The following is a 23,101-nucleotide window of genomic DNA, read 5'->3' on the forward strand; positions in this document are numbered from 1 at the left end:
AAATATCGTCCAATTTATACAGTATATAAACTTTTTATTTTACAAACTTTACTTTATGCTAAAAGAGGTGAAAAAATGACGTAGGTTGACAAACTTCTATATCCGATAGATATAGAAAGGGGAAAATGTGGAGGTGTTTTACATTTGCTGAAATTTGAACATGTTTCAAAAGTGTATAAAGGAGGAAAACGAGCGGTCAGTGATTTGTCGCTTGAGTTTGAAAAAGGAGAATTCATTTGTTTTATCGGGCCCAGCGGATGTGGGAAAACAACGACTATGAAAATGATCAACCGCTTGATCGAGCCGTCAGAAGGAAGCATTTATATTAATGGAGTGGATGTGTTAAAAAAGGATCCTGTCCAATTAAGAAGAGAAATAGGTTATGTGATCCAGCAGATCGGTCTGTTTCCGCATATGACGATTTATGAAAATATTTCGCTTGTTCTTAAATTACTGAAATGGCCTGAAGAAAAGCGACGAGCTCGTGCAAAAGAACTGCTAACACTTGTGGATATGACCGCCGATTACCTAGGAAAGTATCCGCATGAATTAAGCGGCGGACAGCAGCAGCGTGTTGGAGTTTTACGCGCTTTGGCCGCAGATCAACCGTTGATATTAATGGATGAACCGTTTGGTGCTCTTGACCCCATCACAAGAGATTCATTACAGGAAGAGTTCAAAAAACTTCAAAAAAAACTGAATAAGACTATCGTGTTCGTTACACATGATATGGATGAAGCACTTAAATTAGGAGATCGAATTGTCATTATGAGGGATGGCCAGTTGGTTCAATGCGATACGCCGGACGATATTCTGCGCAATCCTGCTGATGAATTCGTGGAAGAATTCATTGGAAAAGACCGATTAGTACAAGCAAGACCCAACATCCAAACAGTCGAACAAATTATGAACCCTCACCCGGTAACCATTACAGGTGATCGGTCATTATCGGAGGCCATCCAATTAATGAAACAGCATCGAGTAGACTCCTTACTTGTTGTTGATGAACAAAACCTCCTGAAAGGTTATATTGACGTTGAAATCATTGACCAAAAAAGGAAAAAAGCAAGTTTAGTAAAGGATGTCCTGGAATCCGAGTTTACAGTTGAAAAAGATACGCTTGTACGGGATACCATTCGCAAAATCCTTAAAAAAGGGATGAAATATGTGCCTGTCGTTGATCATGACCAACATCTTGTCGGGATTGTAACAAGAGCAAGCCTTGTGGACATTGTTTATGATTCCATCTGGGGCGAAGAACAACAGGGGGAGATGACATGGCTACAGTCTTACAATTTTTAAGTACGTATGGTAATGAATTGCTTTTGAAAACATGGGAACACTTATTAATTTCAATTATTGCGTCCCTGCTGGGAATTCTCGTTGCCGTTCCGCTCGGAATAGCGTTAACGCGGTTTCCAAAAGGAGCCGGAACAGTGATGGGAACCTTGGGGATCATACAAACGTTCCCGAGCTTTGCGATTTTAGCCTTTTTTATTCCTATCGTCGGTGTGGGTAAAATCCCAGCCATTATAGCTCTCTTTTTTTATTCCGTCCTCCCTATCTTGAGAAACACCTATATCGGTGTGACGGGTGTCAAACGCAGTTTGCTTGAGGCAGGGCGCGGGATGGGGATGACGGGATGGGAGCGGATCCGATACGTTGAAGTGCCGTTGGCCATCCCAGTCATCATGGCCGGCATTCGGTTATCCACTGTCTATTTAATCGGCTGGGCTACACTTGCTGCTTATATTGGAGCAGGCGGACTCGGCGATTATATTTTTAGTGGACTGAATTTATTTCAAGCTAAATTTATCATTGCAGGCGCGGTACCGGTCACAATCCTCGCCCTGTTAACGGATCTTCTTTTAGGCAGAATTGAAACATGGGTTACCCCTAAAGGAATGAGAAAAATGAAAGAAGCTGCTTAAGAGAGGGAGGCAAACACATGTTTAACTCAAAACGTTTTTTAATTGTACTGACCGTTTCAATGATGGTGTTTATGAGTGGCTGCTCTCTCCCGGGGTTAAGCGGACCTTCGAGAAATACCATAGTAATAGGAACTTTAGGAACTTCCGAATCCCAAATCATGGGCAATATGGTTCGACTTATGATTGAGCATTATACAAATTTGAAGGTCAATACGGTGAATAACCTGGGATCTTCAACCGTTCAGCACCAAGCCATGATGAACGGTGATGTAGATATTACGGCTACCCGATATACGGGGACCGACCTGGCTGGCGCTTTAGGAATGAAGCCAGTGAAAGAACCGAAGAAAGCGCTGGAGATCGTGCAACGGGAATTTCAGGAAAGATACAATCAAACCTGGTTTGACTCGTATGGTTTTGCCAATTCCTATGCGTTTACCGTTACAAAAGAACTGGCGAATAAAGAACATTTAAGAACGGTTTCAGATTTAGAAAAGCACGCTCCGGATTTAAAATTAGGTGTGGATAATGCATGGTTAAAACAAAAAGGCGACGGCTATGAAGGTTTTTCCCAAAAATATGGATTCGAGTTCGGAAAGACATTCCCCATGCAGATTGGATTGGTATATCAGGCGGCAGCCAATGGGAAAATGGATGTCGTTTTGGCGTATACCACCGATGGCCGTATCCAATCCTTTGATTTAAAAGTGCTACAAGACGATAAACATTTTTTCCCGCCATATGATACCTCTCTCGTAGCACGGAATGAAGTGTTAGAAGAACACCCCGAGCTTAAAGGGAAGCTGCAAAAGCTGTCAGGAAAAATTGATACAGAAACCATGCAGTCGCTGAATTATGAAGCAGATGGAAAAAAGAAAGAACCCTCCATTGTCGCAAAGAATTTTCTGGAAAAACACAACTATTTTGAATAGGAGGTGGCATGTTGGAGACAATCAATGAAATTTTTTACTATTATTCGCAAAATGCAAGTTATGTTTGGGAACAATTTTACCGGCATTTCCTCATGTCCGCATATGGCGTATTGTTTGCGGCCATTGTAGCGATTCCTCTTGGTATATTAATTGCACGTTATCATCGACTAAGCACTTGGGTGATGTCCCTTGCAAACATCATTCAAACGATTCCTGCTTTAGCGATGCTTGCCGTACTTATGCTCGTCATGGGCCTTGGTACTAATACAGTTGTCTTCGCATTGTTTCTGTATTCCTTATTGCCGATTATAAAGAACACTTACACAGGCATCCGCAATGTGGATCAAGCCTTACTTGAATCTGGGAAAGCGATGGGTATGACAAAATTTCAGGTGCTGCGAATGGTCGAGCTTCCTCTAGCGATCTCCGTTATTATGGCAGGTTTGCGTACCGCATTAGTCATTACCATCGGAATTGCCACAATCGGCACTTTTATCGGTGCCGGAGGACTAGGAGATATCATCTTACGCGGGACAAATGCTACGGACGGGACAGCTATTATTCTTGCTGGAGCCATACCAACAGCGTTGATGGCCGTAATATCGGATATTTCGATGGGCTTGCTGGAGAGAAAATTTTCACCAAGTAAAAAGAATAAAAAAATCGCTTTTCAGCAACAGACTGCTGCATAAATATCCTCTTAAACCATCCATCCGGGTATTGATCCTGGGTGGATTTTTAACGATGCTGGCTCTAATGTACACAGGGTTTCTCCTTATATTTACCCTATTTATCTTTTAAATTAATACGAAGTGTTGTACCAACCAAGTACTGTTCCATTGTTGATATTTCCATAAGATTTCTCACACGTTCATTCTTGCAGCCTAAACAAAAAAACCTCTACTAAGCATGAGCTAACCTAATTAAGTGAGACAATATAAAACACCTTCGAACTGGTACAATGAAAAAACAAGTACTATTATCGGAGGTGTTTTTGCATGGGCAAAAACAGATCTTCAAGCGAGCCCAAATGGGCTGTGGTCAAAGACAAACTCAGCGGTCAGTTCACGAAAGATACGGAATAAAAAATAATACTCAGATTAAAACATGGATGAAATGGTACCGTGAAAATGAACTTCACAGGTTTGATCAACCGATGGGAAACAGTATTCATATGGGCATGGACCGGAATCCGCAAGTGAAGAAGAGAAAAAAGAACGACAACATTACCACTTGAAAATGGAGAACGAAATCTTAAAAAAGTACTTAGAAATGGTAGAGGAGTTGAAAAAAGAATAGTTCTTCAATTGGTGGAAAGGTTTCGGAAAAAGTATACCGTGACAGCGATTTTATCTGCTTTAGGTATACCACGTTCCAGTTATTATCGGTGGCTGGCAAGGGGAATTTCAAGTATTCTTACACCAGAGGAAGAGACGATTATATCCAGTTATGCAAGAAGACCAGATACCGTTATGGACACCGGAAAATTAGAAATCGCCTAAGGATCATTTATAACATCCAATTGAACCGCAATACGGTTCAAAGGATAATGCAGAAACACAATTTACAGTGCCGGGTGAAAGCAAAACGCAGATGGAAATCACAAGGGGAATCTGTGATTGTGGCCCCCAATCTCCTGGACCGTCGGTTTACAGCTTCCGCACCTAACCAGAAATGAACCATTTAGACAATTATCTAATATGAGAAGAGATTTTGAGCGAATTTTTGCTGAATCCCCTTTTGATTTAGGAGCTGAAGGCGGGCATTTTGGAAACATACGAGCACTACAAGCTTAGGGGATGTCCAACCACAGCGCAAGCTCAGATTGTGTGAGACAGGTCACGCTTTGACAGGAGGTGCCAGGCTGATAGAGTTGTTCATGTCAGCAGGGGAAAGCCCCTGAAGACACCAACTGAAAGAGGTTGAGATGGGTAAGAAAGACAGCAAGCCGAACCCGAACGACGTCGGCAGCAAACATGAAGATCACGGTCCGGTTCGGATAAATCCATGGATTTATCCGACATGTCTCGATTTATCCCCCGACTTCGTCGAGCCCTCTTCTGTTCCTTCCTGCCGTTCTTCCTGACAACCATGACTTTACCTAAAGGGCGTGCTCCTACAAGTAGCCAACAGCGTGAGCTACGCACTGCCTATCCCCTTGTAAGGTTAAACCTAACTTTATACGGAGAACATCCTTATCGTGAGTCGGGGGAGGAAATTGGTCCTAAGATCCTGCAGCAACCTGTTATTTTCAAGAAAAACGTTTTTCTTGTGAATAGTAAGGTGCTAATTCCAACAGACATTAGTGTCTGGAAGCTTAACAAAAAGCCAAACATAAAAAAGGACACAGCATGGTGTCCTTTTTGGTTGCAATTTCTTATTTCTTTTTTCGCTTTGGCAGTTTATCGAGGAGCCATCCTTTTCCGATTTCACAAAACCTTATCGGCATCTCCATAGAAATGAGTATCCTATCTTTTCCTATTATATTTAACATGCCGGTTTCTTCGTTCACTTGGCTAACTTCTGCACTTTCTGTCCCAGACACCGGCACGATCATCTTTTCATTGTTTAATCCTTTAATTTTAAAAACCTTTCCATCAAAAGAAACTTTGTGGCAATGCGGAGGGAGACCAAGAGTAATTTTGTTCACATTAAAAACCTCCTATAAAGATTTTCTCCATTGTAACAGAAATTGTGCCAGTACGTTTCCTATTTTTAAAATTTTTTAAAGATTTAATTTATATGCCATGCTTTTGTTTATGATCCTGCTATTTCTGCAAAAAACAGTTATTTTCTGCCGATGGCCCTCTTTTATGAACCAAATCCTTTTCTTCAACATATTCTATTAATAAATACTAGATTTCCTACTCTTAAAATATGAGGTGTTTTCAATGAGTAGAGTGCAATTATTCTTTAACAGCGGATCTGCGCTTGCCGGTGCTTCTGCTGGTTATTTCTTTGGCCCCATGTCACCTTTGCTAAAAGCGCTGGTTGTTCTTGCAATCATTGATTATATTTCAGGCATATGTGCATCTGCATACGAAGGAAAATTGTCAAGTTCTGTCGGGTTCAGAGGCATCATGAAGAAAGTCCTTATATTTTGTATTGTAGCGGTAGCGCATTCCCTTGATTCCATTTTCGGCGGAGGATATATTCGTGACGCCACCATCTTTTTTTATTTATCCAATGAGCTGTTTTCCATCATTGAAAATGCTGGCCGAACCAATATTCCAATACCTGAATTTATCCGAAAAGGATTTCTTGTTTTAAAGCGAAAATCTGGAAAAGATGAGGAATAAAAAAACCAGATTGGCTGCAGCTAATCTGGTTTTTATCGTTGATAGTGAGAAGCGATCTTACGGGCAATTGCATCCGCATCGACCGTGTACTCCCCAGCTTGGATTTTTTGTTTGAGTTCTTCTATTTTAGCACTTCGTTCAGAAGTAAATTTATCATTCATGAATAAATCCTGAGCTTGCTCGGAAATTTCGACCTTATCTTTGAGTTCGTTCTTTTTCTCAGGCTGCTGTTTATGAACCGGTGTTGATTTATATACCTGTTCCACTTTTTGTACGCGGTTAATTTCCACGATAACATCTCCTTTGTCTAGAAGCTGACATTTCCGACGCATACCCAATCATCTTCAATTTCAGAAGGTTCTAGATAACGCATATACAGTTTTTGGCCACTTTTATCATATTTCACTTCAAACTCTTTTTCGTTTTGCCGAGATTCACAAAAAAAGTGGATAAATTCCTGGGTAAACAGATAGGGAGTAAAGTTTTTGAAGTCCTCTAAATGATTTTCTACCCATTGTTGAATATCTTCCTGTTTAATCGTTTTCATATTACTCTTCCCTTGCCCCATTGTTTGTTGTTATGGTTGATGAATGTATGTATGAATCCCCCATGAAAAACTTTCATAAACACTTAAAAAGATATTTTACTAAAAGTCTTCGAAGGCTATTCTCATTTTAAGGGGTCACCCCCTAAAAAATAAGAAATAATTTCATAAAAAGACGTTCATCTCCAAGGATGAACATCTATCTTAATTCATTCAGCTTTGGTAAGACGCCCATTTCCTCAACTTCCGCTTTCGTTTTATCGGTGCCCAGTATAAAAATCTGGCGGTAAATTTCGAACATGATCTCATTATCTTCTTTCCGGTCAATGTGAGCATATTCTTCATTAAAATGGACTCTTGAAGAAAACAGATGTTTTCCTTCTTTCTTATTATGTTCGTGCAGATCACGGAATAAACTGCGGAGCCGTTCGATCTCGGCCTCATTCGCGGTAATTTCAAAAAGGTGCATGCTTTCGTCTGCCGGCAGAGTACTAATTTCACCTTTTGGATTCACATAAAAGGTTAACCTGGTCTCATCCATCACTTTTCATGCCTCCTAAGGAACTCTTTCGTATTCCTTTCCCTTGTAACCCGTAAGTCTAAACCTTAGAAAAAAAGTCTGTCCGAAATTGGGCAACCCGGTCTATAATAGATTCCGTGCTTAAAGTTTTTAGACAGAAGGTGTTAATAATATGAAAGTTTTCTTTTCATCCTTTCAGTGGATGGTTTTTATACTCGCCGGAAGTATTGTAGCCCCGATTTCCATAGGTACTGCCTTTCATCTGCCTCCGGCCGAAATCGCAGAACTCCTTCAACGGACATTCTTTATTATTGGACTTTCTGGTTTTCTGCAAGCCTTATTTGGCCACCGGCTACCGATTACAGAAGGGCCGGCAGGGTTATGGTGGGGTGTTTTCATGGTATACGCGGGCCTCGTATCTGCAGGCTCTTTAAACGGGCAGGATGTCCTTCATCAGCTGGAAATGGGAATGTTGATATGCGGGTTTCTTTTTATCTTCCTCGGTTTTATGAAGTGGATTGGTCCTTTAAAAAAACTTTTTACTCCGCTTGTCACAGGAACTTATTTAATATTGCTCGTCGCCCAGCTCAGCGGCTCTTTTATTAAAGGAATCCTTGGCATTGGATATTTTTCAGGAAACGTGAACGGCAAAGTCGCCCTTTCCGCTATCGCCATTTTAATTTTGTCCATGGTGCTTGGAAAAGCAAAAAGCCAGTTTTTACGAAGCTATTCCGTTTTATTCAGCCTGATTGCAGGATGGGGTCTTTTTTCTTTATTAGGATTGATCAAGGACTCAGGCTTTCACGGCAAAACCGTCGCTCTGCCTGAAGTTTTCGCCTGGGGCGTTCCGCAATACAGCGGGGGGATCGTTGTGACATCCATCATCATTGGATTTCTGCTTCTCGCCAATATGGTTGCTAGCGTTAACGTTGTAGAGAATGTATATAAAATGGAAAAACAGCATCACACCGACATCGACTATAATCAAACAACAGGTTTAATGGGTTTAAACACGCTGATCGCTGGATTGTTTTCAGCCGTTGCCTGTGTCCCGATCTCCGGTACAGCAGGGTTCATCCTGACGACCAAAATGTTTCAGCGCCTTCCCTACATCATTGGAAGTCTCCTTATCCTGGCGATCAGCCTGTTCCCAAAGCTTACGTTTTTCTTTGCAAGCATTCCTGCACCTGTTGGCTATGCGACGATTTTCGTTCCGTTCTCAAGTATGATCGGCCTTGCCTTAAAAGAGTATCGGTCACTGAAATTCAATGAAAACACACTTTTTGTCATCGCCACATCGCTTATGGTCGGCCTGGGGTGCTCATTCATCCCGCCAGCCGCTTTAAAGGGGCTGCCGAATATCCTAACGACACTGCTTAACAATGGCTTGATTCTCGGAATGCTGACATGCATGCTGCTCGAACAGCTAAACAAACGCCAGACAACGATTTTAGAAAACATGAAAAAGCAATCCGTCTCTTAACCGGATTGCTTTTCATATATCCCAATTCTGCCTGCGCAAATTAGATTTTATTTCTTTCTACAAACAGGATGGCGTCCTCCAGTTCATCAAACACCCGTGAACCAACAATCTCTTTTTCTTCATCATAAAACGTGGCTTGAAAAAAGCCGTTTTCCCCTTGAGGTACAAAACGGATGCGGACCAAATCATCCTTTACACCCGGTAAATCAGATTTCTGCATAAATTCAAACTCTCTTTCCGGATTACCGATAAGAGCCATGACCTGCTCTTTCACTTCCATGCCATTCCCTCCAGCTATCTATTTAGAATAATAATTTCCTAAATCAATCATTGTTAAACTTTTGTGGTGCCAGGCACCAAATAATGGCACCAAATAATAAAAGGTTTAAAAAGACGGAAAAAAGATAATGTTTAGTTGTGAAGCGATTTTGGGACAGATCTTGTCACCTTATAAGAGGAGTGATGTACAATGGATCAAGGTTTATACACAGCAAAGGCAACCGCACAGGGCGGAAGAGAAGGCAGGGTATTAAGCGATGACAGAAAACTTGATTTAAAGCTTAGCATGCCAAAAGAGCTCCAAGGGGCAGGGGGCGATGGAACCAATCCTGAGCAGTTGTTTGCCTGCGGTTATGCGGCCTGTTACCAAAGCGCGCTGCAGCTTGTTGCCCGCAAGCAAAAGGTTGATGTTTCCGACAGCAAAGTCACGGCGAATGTGACAATCGGCAAAGATTCTGAAAACGGCGGTTTTAAGCTTGCAGTCGTGCTGGAAGTTGCCATCCCTGGCCAGGATCAGGAAAATGTTCAAAAGCTTGCCGATGAAGCGCACCAAGTATGCCCGTATTCCAAAGCGACACGCGGCAACATTGATGTAGAGATCAAAGCTGTTCAATAGATATACGCTTTGCCGGTTCCTCATCCTTTAGAGGAACCGTTTTTTTATGAAAAAATAATTAAAAAAAAGCAGTTTTTCAAAGGAATTTTGTTACAGATAGTCGAATATTAGCTGTTCAGTCAGAAAATTTCTAATACATAATCATTTTCGGTAAAACTTCAGGCTGTTTTAAACTTCCTGAGTTTTAATACATAAAAAAGGGGGATTGGTTTGATATCTTTTCGACATGTTAATAAGCACTTCGGTGATTTTCAGGTTCTGAATGATATAAACCTGGAGATCAAGGAAGGAGAAGTTGTTGTTGTTGTCGGTCCATCGGGTTCTGGAAAAAGTACATTGCTCCGATGCATCAACCGGCTAGAAACCATCACGGACGGGGAACTTACCGTCAACAAGCACGCAGTCAACAGCAAGGAAACTAACATCAATGACCTACGCAAAAATATTGGGATGGTATTTCAGCATTTTAATCTATATCCTCATATGACTGTCCTTGAAAACATCACACTCGCACCAATAAAAGCATTAGGGATCTCGCCTTCTGAAGCCAAACAAACAGCCATGTTTTATCTTGAAAAAGTTGGGATACCCGACAAAGCTGATTCCTACCCCTCTCAGCTCTCAGGAGGACAGCAGCAGCGTGTAGCGATAGCCAGAGGCCTCGCATTAAAACCAAATATCATGCTGTTCGATGAGCCGACGTCTGCCCTTGATCCCGAGATGATCGGCGAGGTTCTCGATGTCATGAAAACTCTCGCAAGAGACGGGATGACCATGGTGGTCGTCACTCATGAGATGGGATTCGCTCGTGAAGTCGCGAACCGTGTAGTCTTTATGGATCACGGAAGAATTCTGGAGGACAGTGAACCTTCAGCATTTTTCTCCAATCCAAGGGAAGACCGTGCAAAATTATTTTTAAGCAGAGTTCTAAACCATTAAAGGAGATGAGACATTTGAAATTTAAAAAAAGCTGGTTGATAACCATCATTTTAGTACTCGTAGTCAGCATGCTCTCAGCATGTGGAAGCGATAAAACAGGCGGAGAATCCCAGGATACTCTTTCCGCCATTAAAAAACGGGGGAAACTGGTAGTCGGTGTAAAGTATGATACTAATCTCTTCGGTTACAAAGACCCTTCCAGCGGAAAAGTAGAGGGATTTGATATTGATATCGCAAAAGCCCTTGCCAAAAAGATCTTTGGCGATGAAAAGAAGCTTGAACTGAAAGAAGTGACTTCAAAGACACGTGTCCAGATGCTGAAAAATGGAGATATTGATGCAATCATCGCAACGATGACGATAACCCCTGAACGAAAAAAGGAAGTAAATTTCACAGATGTTTACTTTGAAGCCGGTCAATCCCTTCTCGTTAAAAAAGGCAGCAAAATCCAAGGGATTGATGATGTAAAAAAAGGAACGAAGGTTTTGGCCGTAAAGGGCTCCACTTCTGTTCAAAACATCAAGGATAAAGCTCCAGGTGCTGAAGTTCTTGAATTCGAAAACTATGCAGAAGCATTCACGGCTCTAAAAGCAGGAAAAGGTGATGTATTAACAACCGACAATTCGATACTGTACGGTATGGCTGATCAAGATTCAAACTTTGAATTGGTAGGAGAGCCGTTCACCGATGAACCATATGGCATTGCTATAAATAAGGGTGATGACAAGTTTACGAAGTACGTGAACAAGTTCCTTAAAGAGATTAAGGACAGCGGTGAATATGACAAAATCAAGAGCAAATGGATAAAAGAACAATAAATAATAGTTGGCGATAGATGGGCAGTTGCCCATCTATCCTTCTTGTGAAGGAGGGATATCATGCTTGATTTCTCTATACTGCTCAATAATTTTGACACCTATTTAGAAGGCTTCGGCAACACATTGAAAGCTAGCCTCCTGGCTTTGGTCTTTAGCTTTATTATCGGTGTGATAGCGGCTGTTCTGCGGATTTCCCCTGTAAAGATCCTACAGATGATAGGAACGGCATTTGTTGAATTTGTCCGGAACATACCTCTCATTCTGATTTTATTTATTTTTTATTATGGTTTGCCAAGTTTGGGAATGAAGCTTAGCGGGTTTCAAGCAGGGACGATTGCTCTTTCCATCTATACGGCTGCTTTTATTGCGGAAGCGATCCGTGCGGGGATTTTATCCGTAGACAAAGGCCAAATGGAAGCTGGCCGTTCGTCAGGATTGACCTATATCCAAACGATGCGCTACATCATATTGCCCCAAGCCATTAAAATCGTTATTCCTCCGCTTGGAAATCAGTTTATAAATCTGGTGAAAAACTCTTCCATCCTTGGCGTTGTTGCTGGCCTGGATTTAATGTACTTTGGGGATTCGATCTCATCGGCAACCTATGTTGTGTTTGACGTCTATATTTTTGTTGCCCTGTTCTATCTTGTATTGACAATACCACTTAGCTTATTCGTCGGTTATCTGGAACGGCGTCTTGCTGTGAGCGGATAAGGAGGAGACCCGCAATGGATTTTATTGGTGCTTATTCCACAGGGAATCTGCTCTTTTTGCTGAAAGGGCTCATGACTACCCTTTTGGTTGCGTTCATCGCTATTGTTTTCAGCTTTATTGTTGGAAGTATCCTCGGGATTCTCCGGTATGCAAAGATCCCGATAATTTCGAAAATTGTCGCTGTCTGTGTCGAGACGATCAGAAACCTGCCATTGCTGCTGATCATCTTTTTCACTTTTTTCGCTTTGCCGGAAGTCGGTATTAAATTGAGCGCTATGATGGCAGCGATCATTGCTCTTATCATCTTTGAATCTGCCATGCTCTCTGAAATCGTACGGAGCGGTTTAAATTCTATTGAAAAAGGACAGATCGAAGCGGCCAGATCCTCCGGGCTCACATATGTTCAGACGATGCAGCACATTATTTTGCCACAGGCACTAAGAAGAATGGTTCCACCCATCGTCAGCCAGTTTATCTCGCTTTTAAAGGATACCTCTCTTGCAGTTGTGATCTCTTTGCCTGAGCTGCTGCATAATGCACAGATAGTAAATGGAAAGAATGTAAACTATGTCATTCCCACGTTTATACTGATTGCTGTGCTTTACTTCCTCGTTAACTATTCGTTATCATTACTGGCCAGAAAACTTGAAACGAAAGAACGCAGAAACAGAAAATCTACAGGCAAACTTGTTGCCCAGCATCAAGCGACCGATCAATCCATGTAAATAAACAAGAAAAAAGAGTTCAAACACACTGAGCTCTTTTTTCTATGTTAAAATGGGTGAAACAAAACTTCAGTAATCGTCCAGGATAATGAAAAGGGGTGAAATCATGAATGCCTTCACTTATACAAAACGAGAAGAAATCATAAATGCCATCACCCATGGCATCGGTGTGATATTCAGCCTTGTCGCCTTAACACTTCTTATCGTTTTTGCAAGCTCCCATGGGACTCCGCTGCACATTATATGCTTTGCTGTATTTGGCGGCTCCATGCTGCTTCTGTATACTTCTTCAACCCTCGTGCACAGCTTTCCGGAGGGAAAAGTGAAAGATATCTTTGAGATTATGGACCACTCTGCCATCTACCTGTTTATCGCTGGATCCTATACGCCGATTCTCTTGATTGTTGTAAAGGGAGCCCTTGGCTGGGCCTTGTTTGGAACGGTTTGGGGAATTGCGCTGGCGGGTGTAGCGTTTAAAATTTTTTTCACAAAACGCTTCGTCATTCTCTCAACAGTCGGCTATGTTCTCATGGGATGGATGATCATTTTTGCTTTTAACCGGGTAGTGCTTACTCTCCCTCAGCAGGGGCTTGCCTGGCTGATCGGAGGCGGAATCTTGTACACGGTCGGTGCCATCTTCTATGTATGGCGTAAATTCCCTTTCAACCATGCAATCTGGCACCTCTTTGTACTTGCGGGAAGCACCTCTCATTTTATACTTATGTTTTATATTCTCAAGCTTTCATAGTTAGAGACGCTGATACTTATTCAGCGTCTCCTTTTAGTTTCAGCGGATTCCGGACTCCTTCATCATTTCTTTTTTCATATATTTTTCCGGTTCAACCGTCCGGAACCCGTATTGGCTGTAGAGTCCATGAGCATCGTTGGTCGCTAGAAGCATGCCTCTTACTTCCTGAAGCTCTTTGAAGTTGGTGATCGTTTCCATCAGCCATTTGGAAAGCCCTTTGCCCCGTCGTTCCCTAAGAATAAACACATCGCAAACATACGCTGTCGTAACATAGTCCGTAATAATCCTCGCAAATCCAACCTGTGCCAAGCTTTCCCCTTTCTTCTCATAGACTCCAAAACATAGAGAATGATCCACCGCTTTTTGAACCCTTTCCCGTGTAATGCCTTGTGCCCAATACGATTCGCCTGTCAAAAATTCATGTATGAGGCCAATGTTAAGTTTTTCCTTTTCCATCGAGATGACATACGATCCTTTCTCCCATTCTTCCATAAATGAACCTCCCTTTTTATTCACGGTGCCAGGCACCTGATTTTAACAAAAATATACTTTTTTACCATAGGAAACAGTGATATGCTAGAAGTAATGACTTAACCCCTTTGGAAAAAAAGGTGTGGACTTTTTTCGTCATTTTCAAAAGATGCTGCTAGTAAATTATCTCATACGATCTTATCACAGTGATAGGAGTTGAAAATTATTCGCTCCTCATCTCAACGCTTGAAAAAGGGATCATCTCAGCAATTTTGGGTGTGTCCTTTTGGCCTTAGTCCCTCTGGTGAACAAACAAAGGATTATCTGTGCCATCAACTTTTACATAAAATCAGGAGTGAATATGCGTTTATTATTTTTCTTCATCAGTATCGCAGGGATGTTCTATTCTATTTTTGTCATAGCGATCACCAGGATAGACACTGGCGCTCTCGCTATCCTGTTTGTTTCTTTTTTGTTTATGACTATAGCTATTGTTTATCATCCTCTAAGAATACGGTGGAAAAAAAACAAAACGTTCAGGGTATCCACCCTGTCAGCAGTATCCATTGCTCTTATCATTGCCCTATGTCTTGAAGGTCTCATCCTTTCCTCGATTAAAGATGACCATCCAGCTGATATCGATTATGTGCTTGTTTTAGGTGCTGGCATTAAGGATGGAAAACCATCGAGAGTGCTGAAAGAGCGGCTGGATAAAGCCTCCGAATACCTTCATGAACATCCGCATGCAAAGGTAGCTGTAAGCGGAGGACTAACTGACGGCGAAAGAGAGACAGAAGCAGAGGCCATGGGCAAATACTTAAAAAACAAAGGCGTTCCTTCAGGTTCGATTGTTTATGAGCACAAAGCCACGAGTACTTATGAAAATATAAAGTTCTCACAAGAGCTTATGAAAAAATATCTTTCTCCAGAGAAAGAACAGCGTGTGTTAATCATCTCCAGCGATTTTCACCTGCACCGGGCGAAATGCCTGGCAGAAGACATAGGTCTGAAAGCGTTCGGCCAGGGTTCATCTGTCCCGCTTTCTGTGACACCTCAAGTTCATGTCCGAGAAATTCTCGCACTCGCCAAATACTATGTAATGGATAAGAATTACTTTTAAAAGCACCTTTTCCGGGTGCTTTTTCTATTGCAGATTTGAATAGTTATACCATCAATTGGAATCATAAACAAAGAGATACATGAATCGATTCAAATGGAGGCAGCTATGTTCAGACTACGGCAGAAGAAACAACAAAAAACAGCGGGTCAGTCTTCTGAACAAAGCGGAAACCAGCTGACCATTCGTGAACTGATGGAGAAATGCAAAGCTTCCAAGGACTTTGTTTCCTTTACAAAAAGCGGTCGGCATCCGTTTACCATTTCCTATTACAAGAGCATGGTGAACCCCGACCTTGTTCATCGGGATCTAATCCCTCATTTGACCAAAAATGCATCAATGTCACTTAAAGAGCTGGCTGGAGAAATTCCAATCGAAAACATTGAGCATACGAAAGACATACAGAAAATTAAAGAGAGCTTGTTAATCGGTTCTGTAATGATACAGCCTGATGCGAAAAAGGCTGACTGCCTGCTGGTTCCAGCGGCCACAGCAGAAAAACGGCAGATTTCAGTTCCTGAAACCGAATTCAGTGTTATAGGTCCGAAGGAAGCATTTGTCGAAGCGATCGAAGTTAACGTTAACATGATACGCAAAAGGCTCCCGATTCCGGAGCTTCATGTGAAAGAAGTCAAGATCGGAAAATTATCAAAAACGAGGGTTACGGTCCTTTATATAGACGGAATTGCCAATCAAGAAAATGTTAACACCCTATTACAGAGAATATCAGACATTGAATATGACCACATCTTAGACAGCACTTATGTACTTCAGATGATTTCTGACAACCAGAATTCACCCTTTCCCCAATTGATTAATACAGAGCGCCCTGACCGTGTAGCAGCTGTATTGGCAGAGGGAAAAGTGGCCGTTCTCGTTGATGGATCGCCAAGTGCATTGACAGGGCCGACGACCCTTGTAGAGTTTTTCTCCGCTTTTGAGGACTATTTCCTATCCTGGCATGTTGCTTCCGTGTTTAGGATGATCCGCCTGTTCTCGGTGTTGTTTTCTGTGTTATCCACCCCTCTTTACGTTGCCGTTCTTACGTTTCACTACGAAATGATACCGACAGACCTGCTTGGGACATTGATCGCCTCCAGGTCCAATATCCCCTTTCCGCCGATTGTTGAAGCGATCATTTTAGAATTATCCATCGAACTGCTTCGCGAAGCAGGAGCGCGTCTCCCTTCAAAAGTCGGGCAGACGATCGGTATTGTCGGAGGTATCGTTATCGGAACTGCAGCCGTACAAGCGGGTCTGACAAGCAACGTCCTTTTGATCATCGTTGCCTTAGCTGCACTCGCCTCCTTTACGACGCCGGTTTATCAGATGAGCAACACCATCCGTCTGATCCGCTTCCCGTTTTTGATTTTTGCTCAATTCTGGGGATTGCTTGGTGTTTCTATCTGTACCGCTTTTATATTAGCTCATACGCTCCGGCTTACGTCGCTCGGCCGTCCTTACATGGCTCCGTTGTTCCCTTTAAGAATGACCGACCTGAAAGATGCGCTGTTCCGTCTTCCTTTTAGCCGCCAGGGATTGCGCCCCATGCAGATGAGGCCGGCCGATCCGTCAAGAATGAATTTCCAGAGGGCGATACAAAAGAACGATATTGAAGAATAACTCAACAGAACGAAGGTGAAGAACATGAACATCCATCCTCAAGAGAATAAACAGGTTTCGCCGTATTTTACCTTTTACCTCATCTCGACCATGCAGATCGGTGTCGGGATCCTGGGATTTCAGCGGTATATCGCCAAATCGGCAGGACATGATGCATGGATGGCCGTTATCATCGGCGGCATACTGGTCCATCTCCTCGTCTGGATGATCTATATGATGTTAAAGAGGAGTGACGGCGATATCATAGCCATTCACAATGATGTGTTCGGTGAATGGATTGGAGGCCTAATCAGCTCGGCCATCATGATCTATACTGTATTCTTGGCGCTCACTGTGCTGAGAACGTATATAGAGGTCATTCAAGTTTGGATGTTCCCCCATATCAGCATATGGGGGATCTCACTGATTTTATCTTTGCTTGTCTATTATTTTGTCAGCGGCGGATTCCGGATTGTAACTGCCATCGCCTTTTTCAGCATGGTGATCGGCACCCCGCTGATCCTGTTAAAGTATTTCGCCATCAAGGATTCACACATCTATAACATTCTTCCTTTATTTGATCACTCGATGATCGATTATTTTGCAGGAACGAAGTCAATGACCCTTAATTACCTGGGATTTGAAATGCTGTTATTCTATTACCCATTTATTAAAAATGGAGAAAAATCACACAAGTGGGCACAATGGGGTGTATTTTTCACCATTATTATCTATGGAATAACAGCAGTAGTATCTTTTGCTTACTACAGCCAAGGACAGTTAAAGCATACCATTTGGGCGACACTGACCCTCTGGAAAATAGTTGAGTTTCCTTTTGTTGAACGCTTTGAATATATAGGGATATCCGTCTGGCTGTTCGTTATCCTGCCAAATATCTGTATCGCCATCTGGTGTGCCACAAGGGCCAGCAGGAGGCTCTTTGCCATAAAACAAAAGCACTCTCTCATTATCGTTGTTATTCTTGTTTATATAGGAACATTATTTTTTCAAGACCGCCAGCAAATCGATGAGCTTAACAACAGGGTGTCCCAAGTAGGGTATTATTTTATTTATTTTTATATCCCTCTCCTGTTTTTGCTTCATATGCTGGTTTACAAAGTGAGGAAAAGAAAAAATGCGGAAAATTAAGACTGCCTTTATCAGTTTCCTTTTGCTTGCTGCAGGGTGTACCCCACAAAAACAAGTGCTCGAAGATATTCAGCTCGTTGGAGCAGTCGGCTATGATTATGTGGATGGGAAGAAGATTGAAGCTACTGTGGCAGTACCGGTTTCAACAGGAGGAAGTCAGCAGGCAACCCTGTCAAGCACAACCTTTTCTGCCAAATCACATACAAGCAAAAACATCCGCCAGGTCCTTCAGTCCGAATCGCCGCGGCCCTTTGCAACAGGCCGGGTTTCTACGATCATGTTCGATGAGGAGCTCGCAGAACACGGGATTACTAAAATCATTGATTCCATCCAGCGGGACCCTTCGGTCGGAAGAAACATCTATCTTGCCGTGGTGAAAGGAAAAACTAAGGACCTTTTAAATAAGCAGTACCCGGTTGGTGACATTGCTCCGGTTTATTTGAAAAGGCTGATCGAACAAAATACGGAGCTTACCCTGCCCCGCTACAACCTTCATCACTTTAACTACAGTTATTACGGGAAAGGCAGCGATCCTTTTATGGCTTATATTGATCAGAAGGAGGGGCATATCCGGATCGCAGGTTTAGCCCTGTTTGATCATTCCAAATATGTGGGCCACATCACTTTTTCCGATACCTTTATTTTCAAGCTCATGTATGAAAATTTCCGGCAGGGAACCCATGAATTCAAGTTAGGGAAAGAAAACCACCTCACCGTCGAAAACTTAAATTCCAGAGTGAATTATGATATTACGCATAGCAAAACAAACCCAAAAATCAACATAAAAATCCATATCAAAGGTAAGGTTAACGATGCGGCCGCTACCCCTCTTTACGAGAAGAAAAAGATAGATATGATTGAAAGGACCATTAAAAAACAAACCGAGCACCAGGCAGAGGCCATGGTTGACCGGTTTCAAAAAAAGGGAATTGATCCCCTCGGTTTAGGTGACATTACCAGGAGCCGTTACAGACACTTTAATTTTAATGAATGGAAAAAAGCATACCCCGATGTCCCGGTTGATGTTAATGTAGACATCCGTGTAACCCAAGCCGGGATTGTTGAATAAGGAAAAGCGTCAGCAGAACAGGCTTTTAGCCGCTTGCTGACGCTTTTTTGCTGCTGAATTTGTATGGATATCCATCAAGCTGGCTTGCAGCCGCCGGAGAATCCAAAACAATCTCCATGGGAAAGATTTTTGCCGCCTTATTTGAACCGAGCCAATTGCGGCTATCGTCTGAAACAATCAGCAGCCCGTCTTCGTTTCCAAGGGGAGCAAAAGTTTCGTTTTCTCCGTGATAAGTCCCCGTATTGAGTGCTGCTCTCAACTGTCCTGCAGCTTCCCGGACATCTTTTACCGGCATGCCGATCTCGCTGATCGCCAAAATATCCCTGCTCGTAAAAGGATGATCAATGAAATGGTCAATCGTATGTCTTGCAATCAGTTCAACGACATTGCCCGCTGGATCATAAAAATAACAGGCATGGGCATCCCAGTTTTTGAAATAAATTTCATTGCTTCCTTCAACAGTGTTTAACGGTACATAGGAGCTGATCCAGTTTTTTGATTCCGAAAAAGCATTGTTCGGTACCGTAAAAGCAAAATGATAGTAGCTTTTCTCGTTTCCTGACCGAAAACTAAGCAATGTTGATCCCACGGCGACTCCAAATGACTGGTCATCATTTTTTACCAGTGGCAGACCGAGAACCTGATGATAAAAGTTCCGCTGTTCCTTCAGACAATGTGTAAACAGTTTGATCTCTAAGAATTTCATGTTACTTCCTCCCTGTATCCGCAGAGTTAGAAGCTGCTATTCTAGGATAAACCCGCCTCACTCACTTCTTTATTATAATTTTCTCCTACTTTTTTCTGGTGGGCCCTGCCCCACTTTTCCATCATTCTTAGCGTTTCCTCGAGTTCTTTACCGTATGAAGTTAGAGAGTAAACGACCTTTGGAGGCACTTGGGGATAGACGGTTCTTGCGATCAAACCGTCCTCCTCCAGTTCCCGAAGCTGCTGGGTCAGCACTTTCGGTGTGACAGATGAAAGCTGATCTTTTAATTCACCAAAGCGAAAATCTCTCTCCTGAAGAAGGCATAAGATCACGCCTTTCCATTTACCGCATACCACATCCAGCGTTACTTCAATAGGATGAAAATATTTTCTTTTTCTTTCCTTCATTAACCTCAGTCCCCCTGCTCCAAAAGCGTCATTTAGTATCCAAAAAGTAACTATCTATCATAAAAGTACATACTTTTTTCGATTCCGCCGCCCCAGTATACTTAGTATAGAATAGTTTACACGAAAGGAAAATGTATGAAAAAAGAAAAAGAACAGGTGAAGATTGAACTCATTCGCAAAGGTGGACAAACGAGTATTCATTTCCGCGATTTGCCTTCTGTTCTTCAACTGCTCGAAACAGCAGCTGAGGAAGGGATCGCAAAAAAAGTGGAGCACTTTCATGACATTCTGGCTTTTCGTTCTTCACACGCACCGGTGGGAGAAACCATCCTCAGCCTTAATAAAGTAACGAACGAAATACTATTTTTTGCTCCATATCCATTTAAAATCATGGCTGACAGTTTAAATATCGCGATTTCTTATGAACATTAATGGTGCGAGTCGCGACCTTTTTCCTATTTCCTCCAGGAACCACAATGACTTTTGAACGAAATTCAGAGAACGTAAAGGAATCAAAACGCCTTAAACGGAACCTTTTACTATCAAACTAAAGGAGGAGCAAGAATGAAGTACATAAAAAAATGGACAGGAACCGTTTTAACCGCAGGTATCGTATTTTCCTTATTGGCAGGAACAGCAGACGCTGCAAAACCTGCCCAATCTCAGGACATTTCACCAGCAAGAGCCTATGTCGATGTAGCCGCTGCAACACTCTGGACAAAGCCGAATGAAACAAGGCCTTTAGATGCACCTTCGTTAAGCAATCCCGTTGATCTCAGAAAATGGACGACAAGCATGACGTACCAAGATAAGCTTTGGCTGGTAGGTCCTCTTGAAACCCAAGCCTTATACGGCAATAAAGTAACCATTACGGATGAGCAGGGCGACTGGGTAAAGGTAGCAGTAGATGGACAGCCGACGCCCAGGCTTGAGGCAGGATACCCTGGATGGATGCCAAAATCACAGCTCGTTTACAACAAGAAGTACGCCAAGGAAGAAAATAAACCTTTTGCATTAATCAAAAGCCCTACGGCATGGCTGTATAAAGAGAAATCGTTAAAACATCAGACCCTTGAGCTAAGTTACAACACAAGGCTGCCGGTCCACAAGATCAGCGGTTCGTCTGTCAGTGTACTTACCCCGGAAGGTAAGACACGGTATATTAACCGTAAGGATGTTCAAGTCTATCTATCAGAAAAATCCATTCCTGTACCCACTGGGGAAGATCTCGTAAATGAAGGGAAAAAGTTCTTAGGACTCCCTTATTTGTGGGCAGGAACGTCCGGATTTGGGTTTGACTGTTCCGGATTCACACATACTCTCTATAAAGCTGCCGGTATTACGATCCCGAGGGATTCCGGACCACAATCCAAGAGTGGTGTCCCTGTAGCCAAAGAAGATTTGAAAAAGGGGGATCTCCTCTTCTTCGCCTATAATTCTGGAAAAGGCAGCGTTCACCACGTGGGGATGTATGCAGGGGACGGCATGATGATCCATTCACCAAACTCCAGCACAACAGTCAGGATTGATAAAATCGAAGGCATATATGCACAGGAATATGCCGGGGCAAGACGATATCTTCCATAAAAGACAGCACACGGTTAACGATACCGTGTGCGTTTTCTTTGTATCTTAACCTTTTTAGTATGATCCAATGTGAATTCCGGACGGAGATTATTGATTCAGTCTCTCGATCCTTTTCATCAGGCGGCTTATACATTTATTGGATTCATATAGGACGGTCTTTTTATCAATGTTTCTCAGAAGTCGGTGCTCCATCACGATTTCACCGTCAATTATGGTCGTTTCCACGTCAGCTCGCGTAGCCGAATAGACGATGCGGGAGATTGTATCCACCCCATAAGATGGATACATGTGAAAGCCATTGAGGTTCAGAATGGCAAGGTCCGCTTTTTTTCCAGCCTCCAGGCTCCCAATTTCTTGATCCATGCCAACTGCACGGGCCCCTCCAATGGTGGCCATCCGGAACACCGTTTTGGCATTCATGGCAGTCGGCCCGTGGACAGGCTTTTGGATGAGCGCAGCCAGCCTCATTTCGTTCAGCATGTCCAAGTTATTATTACATGGAGCTCCATCTGCCCCTAGACTTAAATCAATGCCTTGCTGCAGCATTTCCGGTACATCGGCAATTCCTGAGGAAAGTTTCAGATTAGACCCAGGACAATGGCTGACTTTTACCTTGCGTTTTTTTATGATGCTTTTTTCTTCATCATCCAGCCACACACAATGAGCCAGAATGAGCTTCTCATTGGCAAGACCTAAATGATCCAGATAAACAACGTTTCGCATTCCGGTTTCCTGCTCCACCAAGGCAATTTCTCCCCGGTTTTCGGCCGCATGTGTATGAACGCATACACCGTGCCGGTCAGAAAGCTTCCGCACTTCGGTCAGCAGCTCCTCCGTACATGAAACAACAAAACGGGGGCAAAAAGCGTATTGAATCCGCCCGTTCTGTTTCCCATGCCACTTTTCAAGCAGGTCGGCGCTTTCCTGAAGAGACACTGATGTTCTCTCTCTCAGTCCATACGGCACTTCTTCCCCTTTGTCCATCATCACTTTCCCGGAAAGGGCACGGATGCCGCTTTTTGCAATGGCCTGAAAGGCAAAATCGGCATGGCTGACCGTCTCCATATCGACGATCGTTGTTGTCCCGCTCTGAAGCAGTTCCCCAATTCCAAGAAGCGCTGAATAATAGAGTGATTCCTCATCATGTGAGGCTTCGAGCGGCCATATTTTTTGTTTCAGCCAATCCATTAATTCAAGGTCATCGGCTTGTCCTCTGAACAAGGTTTGACATAGATGTATATGGGTCTGAATAAACCCTGGGATGATCGTCTTGTTTGTGGCATCTATTGTTTTATCCGCTTGATAATCGAGCGATTGGCCAATATCAATAATGCGGTTGTTTTCGATGTAAAGATCTCCTCGAATGATTTCATCTTTTTCGTTCATCGTCACAATTTCAGCATTCTTTATTAGAATGGACGGCATCGTTATCCTCCTTTTCTTCT

The 23,101-nt window shown here is 42.7% G+C and carries 30 protein-coding genes and 1 riboswitch; of the genes, 21 read left to right on the top strand and 9 right to left on the bottom strand.

The window, feature by feature from the left end; translation table 11 throughout:
- Positions 1-144: 144 nt before the first annotated feature.
- The 7 genes from QYF49_RS12890 (at position 145) to QYF49_RS25770 (ending at position 4,541) form a co-directional block, all read left to right on the top strand.
- The gene (locus QYF49_RS12890) at positions 145-1,302 is read left to right on the top strand and encodes a betaine/proline/choline family ABC transporter ATP-binding protein (RefSeq protein WP_290399988.1); all 1,158 of its coding nucleotides are present in this window, start codon (positions 145-147) and stop codon (positions 1,300-1,302) included.
- On the top strand, positions 1,278-1,931 hold the full coding sequence (locus tag QYF49_RS12895; RefSeq protein WP_290399989.1) for an ABC transporter permease: 654 nt from the start codon (positions 1,278-1,280) through the stop codon (positions 1,929-1,931). The genes QYF49_RS12890 and QYF49_RS12895 overlap by 25 nt, the downstream gene beginning before the upstream one ends.
- A 17-nt stretch (positions 1,932-1,948) precedes the next feature.
- Positions 1,949-2,863, top strand: coding sequence for an osmoprotectant ABC transporter substrate-binding protein (locus QYF49_RS12900; protein ID WP_290399990.1), 915 nt, complete (start codon positions 1,949-1,951; stop codon positions 2,861-2,863).
- Positions 2,864-2,871: 8 nt separating this feature from the next.
- Positions 2,872-3,555 (top strand): ABC transporter permease, encoded by a 684-nt coding sequence (locus tag QYF49_RS12905; protein ID WP_425589569.1) that lies wholly within the window; start codon positions 2,872-2,874, stop codon positions 3,553-3,555.
- A gap of 302 nt (positions 3,556-3,857) precedes the next feature.
- On the top strand, positions 3,858-4,100 hold the full coding sequence (locus QYF49_RS12910; protein WP_290399991.1) for a hypothetical protein: 243 nt from the start codon (positions 3,858-3,860) through the stop codon (positions 4,098-4,100).
- 58 nt (positions 4,101-4,158) lie between these two features.
- The gene (locus QYF49_RS12915) at positions 4,159-4,365 is read left to right on the top strand and encodes a helix-turn-helix domain-containing protein (RefSeq protein ID WP_290400444.1); all 207 of its coding nucleotides are present in this window, start codon (positions 4,159-4,161) and stop codon (positions 4,363-4,365) included.
- A gap of 2 nt (positions 4,366-4,367) precedes the next feature.
- Positions 4,368-4,541, top strand: coding sequence for an IS3 family transposase (locus QYF49_RS25770; RefSeq protein ID WP_354005838.1), 174 nt, complete (start codon positions 4,368-4,370; stop codon positions 4,539-4,541).
- A 514-nt stretch (positions 4,542-5,055) separates the two neighbouring features.
- A riboswitch (SAM riboswitch) is annotated at positions 5,056-5,186 on the top strand.
- A 54-nt stretch (positions 5,187-5,240) separates the two neighbouring features.
- Here QYF49_RS25770 and QYF49_RS12920 read toward each other — a convergent pair.
- The gene (locus QYF49_RS12920) at positions 5,241-5,513 is read right to left on the bottom strand and encodes a hypothetical protein (protein WP_290399992.1); all 273 of its coding nucleotides are present in this window, start codon (positions 5,511-5,513) and stop codon (positions 5,241-5,243) included.
- A gap of 241 nt (positions 5,514-5,754) precedes the next feature.
- On the opposite strand from QYF49_RS12920, the gene QYF49_RS12925 reads away from it, so the two are divergent.
- Entirely contained in the window at positions 5,755-6,162 is a 408-nt protein-coding gene (locus tag QYF49_RS12925) for a phage holin family protein (RefSeq protein ID WP_290399993.1), read from the top strand.
- A gap of 32 nt (positions 6,163-6,194) precedes the next feature.
- On the opposite strand, the gene flgM is transcribed toward QYF49_RS12925, so the two are convergent.
- From flgM to QYF49_RS12940, 3 genes are all read right to left on the bottom strand, one after another.
- A complete protein-coding gene (flgM, locus tag QYF49_RS12930; RefSeq protein ID WP_290399994.1) occupies positions 6,195-6,452 on the bottom strand; it encodes a flagellar biosynthesis anti-sigma factor FlgM in 258 nt (85 codons plus the stop codon).
- A 17-nt stretch (positions 6,453-6,469) separates the two neighbouring features.
- Positions 6,470-6,709 (bottom strand): hypothetical protein, encoded by a 240-nt coding sequence (locus tag QYF49_RS12935; RefSeq protein ID WP_290399995.1) that lies wholly within the window; start codon positions 6,707-6,709, stop codon positions 6,470-6,472.
- Positions 6,710-6,905: 196 nt separating this feature from the next.
- Entirely contained in the window at positions 6,906-7,250 is a 345-nt protein-coding gene (locus QYF49_RS12940; protein ID WP_290399996.1) for a hypothetical protein, read from the bottom strand.
- Positions 7,251-7,398: 148 nt separating this feature from the next.
- Here QYF49_RS12940 and QYF49_RS12945 point away from each other — a divergent pair, with 148 nt between their 5' ends.
- Positions 7,399-8,709 (top strand): purine/pyrimidine permease, encoded by a 1,311-nt coding sequence (locus QYF49_RS12945; RefSeq protein ID WP_290399997.1) that lies wholly within the window; start codon positions 7,399-7,401, stop codon positions 8,707-8,709.
- A 40-nt stretch (positions 8,710-8,749) separates the two neighbouring features.
- Here QYF49_RS12945 and QYF49_RS12950 read toward each other — a convergent pair whose 3' ends face one another.
- Positions 8,750-8,989, bottom strand: a complete 240-nt coding sequence (locus tag QYF49_RS12950; RefSeq protein WP_290399998.1) for a hypothetical protein — start codon at positions 8,987-8,989, stop codon at positions 8,750-8,752.
- Positions 8,990-9,178: 189 nt separating this feature from the next.
- On the opposite strand from QYF49_RS12950, the gene QYF49_RS12955 reads away from it, so the two are divergent.
- The 6 genes from QYF49_RS12955 to trhA all read left to right on the top strand — a co-directional run bounded on the left by QYF49_RS12955 (position 9,179) and on the right by trhA (position 13,548).
- The gene (locus QYF49_RS12955) at positions 9,179-9,604 is read left to right on the top strand and encodes an organic hydroperoxide resistance protein (protein WP_290399999.1); all 426 of its coding nucleotides are present in this window, start codon (positions 9,179-9,181) and stop codon (positions 9,602-9,604) included.
- A gap of 210 nt (positions 9,605-9,814) precedes the next feature.
- Positions 9,815-10,543: an amino acid ABC transporter ATP-binding protein gene (locus QYF49_RS12960; protein WP_290400000.1), complete on the top strand. Its 729-nt coding sequence runs from the start codon at positions 9,815-9,817 to the stop codon at positions 10,541-10,543.
- Between the two features lie 5 nt (positions 10,544-10,548).
- A complete protein-coding gene (locus tag QYF49_RS12965) occupies positions 10,549-11,361 on the top strand; it encodes a glutamate ABC transporter substrate-binding protein (protein WP_290400001.1) in 813 nt (270 codons plus the stop codon).
- Between the two features lie 60 nt (positions 11,362-11,421).
- Positions 11,422-12,075, top strand: a complete 654-nt coding sequence (locus tag QYF49_RS12970) for an amino acid ABC transporter permease (RefSeq protein WP_290400002.1) — start codon at positions 11,422-11,424, stop codon at positions 12,073-12,075.
- 14 nt (positions 12,076-12,089) lie between these two features.
- Complete coding sequence (locus QYF49_RS12975) at positions 12,090-12,800, top strand: amino acid ABC transporter permease (protein WP_290400003.1); 711 nt, start codon at positions 12,090-12,092, stop codon at positions 12,798-12,800.
- A 103-nt stretch (positions 12,801-12,903) separates the two neighbouring features.
- A complete protein-coding gene (gene trhA / locus QYF49_RS12980) occupies positions 12,904-13,548 on the top strand; it encodes a PAQR family membrane homeostasis protein TrhA (RefSeq protein ID WP_425589589.1) in 645 nt (214 codons plus the stop codon).
- A 39-nt stretch (positions 13,549-13,587) separates the two neighbouring features.
- On the opposite strand, the gene QYF49_RS12985 is transcribed toward trhA, so the two are convergent.
- Complete coding sequence (locus QYF49_RS12985) at positions 13,588-14,040, bottom strand: GNAT family N-acetyltransferase (RefSeq protein ID WP_290400005.1); 453 nt, start codon at positions 14,038-14,040, stop codon at positions 13,588-13,590.
- Between the two features lie 340 nt (positions 14,041-14,380).
- Between QYF49_RS12985 and QYF49_RS12990 the strand changes: the two genes are divergently transcribed.
- From QYF49_RS12990 to QYF49_RS13005, 4 genes are all read left to right on the top strand, one after another.
- On the top strand, positions 14,381-15,139 hold the full coding sequence (locus QYF49_RS12990) for a YdcF family protein (protein ID WP_290400006.1): 759 nt from the start codon (positions 14,381-14,383) through the stop codon (positions 15,137-15,139).
- Between the two features lie 105 nt (positions 15,140-15,244).
- A complete protein-coding gene (locus tag QYF49_RS12995) occupies positions 15,245-16,759 on the top strand; it encodes a spore germination protein (protein ID WP_290400007.1) in 1,515 nt (504 codons plus the stop codon).
- A 24-nt stretch (positions 16,760-16,783) separates the two neighbouring features.
- Positions 16,784-17,887, top strand: a complete 1,104-nt coding sequence (locus QYF49_RS13000; protein WP_290400008.1) for a GerAB/ArcD/ProY family transporter — start codon at positions 16,784-16,786, stop codon at positions 17,885-17,887.
- Positions 17,874-18,956 (top strand): Ger(x)C family spore germination protein, encoded by a 1,083-nt coding sequence (locus tag QYF49_RS13005; RefSeq protein ID WP_290400009.1) that lies wholly within the window; start codon positions 17,874-17,876, stop codon positions 18,954-18,956. The genes QYF49_RS13000 and QYF49_RS13005 overlap by 14 nt, the downstream gene beginning before the upstream one ends.
- A 25-nt stretch (positions 18,957-18,981) precedes the next feature.
- Here QYF49_RS13005 and QYF49_RS13010 read toward each other — a convergent pair whose 3' ends face one another.
- Positions 18,982-19,662: a VOC family protein gene (locus QYF49_RS13010; RefSeq protein ID WP_290400010.1), complete on the bottom strand. Its 681-nt coding sequence runs from the start codon at positions 19,660-19,662 to the stop codon at positions 18,982-18,984.
- Positions 19,663-19,703: 41 nt separating this feature from the next.
- Complete coding sequence (locus QYF49_RS13015) at positions 19,704-20,069, bottom strand: winged helix-turn-helix transcriptional regulator (RefSeq protein ID WP_290400011.1); 366 nt, start codon at positions 20,067-20,069, stop codon at positions 19,704-19,706.
- A gap of 135 nt (positions 20,070-20,204) precedes the next feature.
- On the opposite strand from QYF49_RS13015, the gene QYF49_RS13020 reads away from it, so the two are divergent.
- Both QYF49_RS13020 and QYF49_RS13025 read left to right on the top strand, forming a co-directional pair.
- Positions 20,205-20,501 (top strand): hypothetical protein, encoded by a 297-nt coding sequence (locus tag QYF49_RS13020; RefSeq protein WP_290400012.1) that lies wholly within the window; start codon positions 20,205-20,207, stop codon positions 20,499-20,501.
- Between the two features lie 132 nt (positions 20,502-20,633).
- A complete protein-coding gene (locus QYF49_RS13025) occupies positions 20,634-21,656 on the top strand; it encodes a C40 family peptidase (RefSeq protein WP_290400013.1) in 1,023 nt (340 codons plus the stop codon).
- An 87-nt stretch (positions 21,657-21,743) separates the two neighbouring features.
- On the opposite strand, the gene QYF49_RS13030 is transcribed toward QYF49_RS13025, so the two are convergent.
- Complete coding sequence (locus QYF49_RS13030) at positions 21,744-23,081, bottom strand: 5'-deoxyadenosine deaminase (RefSeq protein ID WP_290400014.1); 1,338 nt, start codon at positions 23,079-23,081, stop codon at positions 21,744-21,746.
- Positions 23,082-23,101: the final 20 nt, after the last annotated feature.

Origin of the sequence: Fictibacillus terranigra (assembly GCF_030412265.1) — a bacterium.
GTDB lineage: Bacteria > Bacillota > Bacilli > Bacillales > Fictibacillaceae > Fictibacillus_C > Fictibacillus_C terrinigri.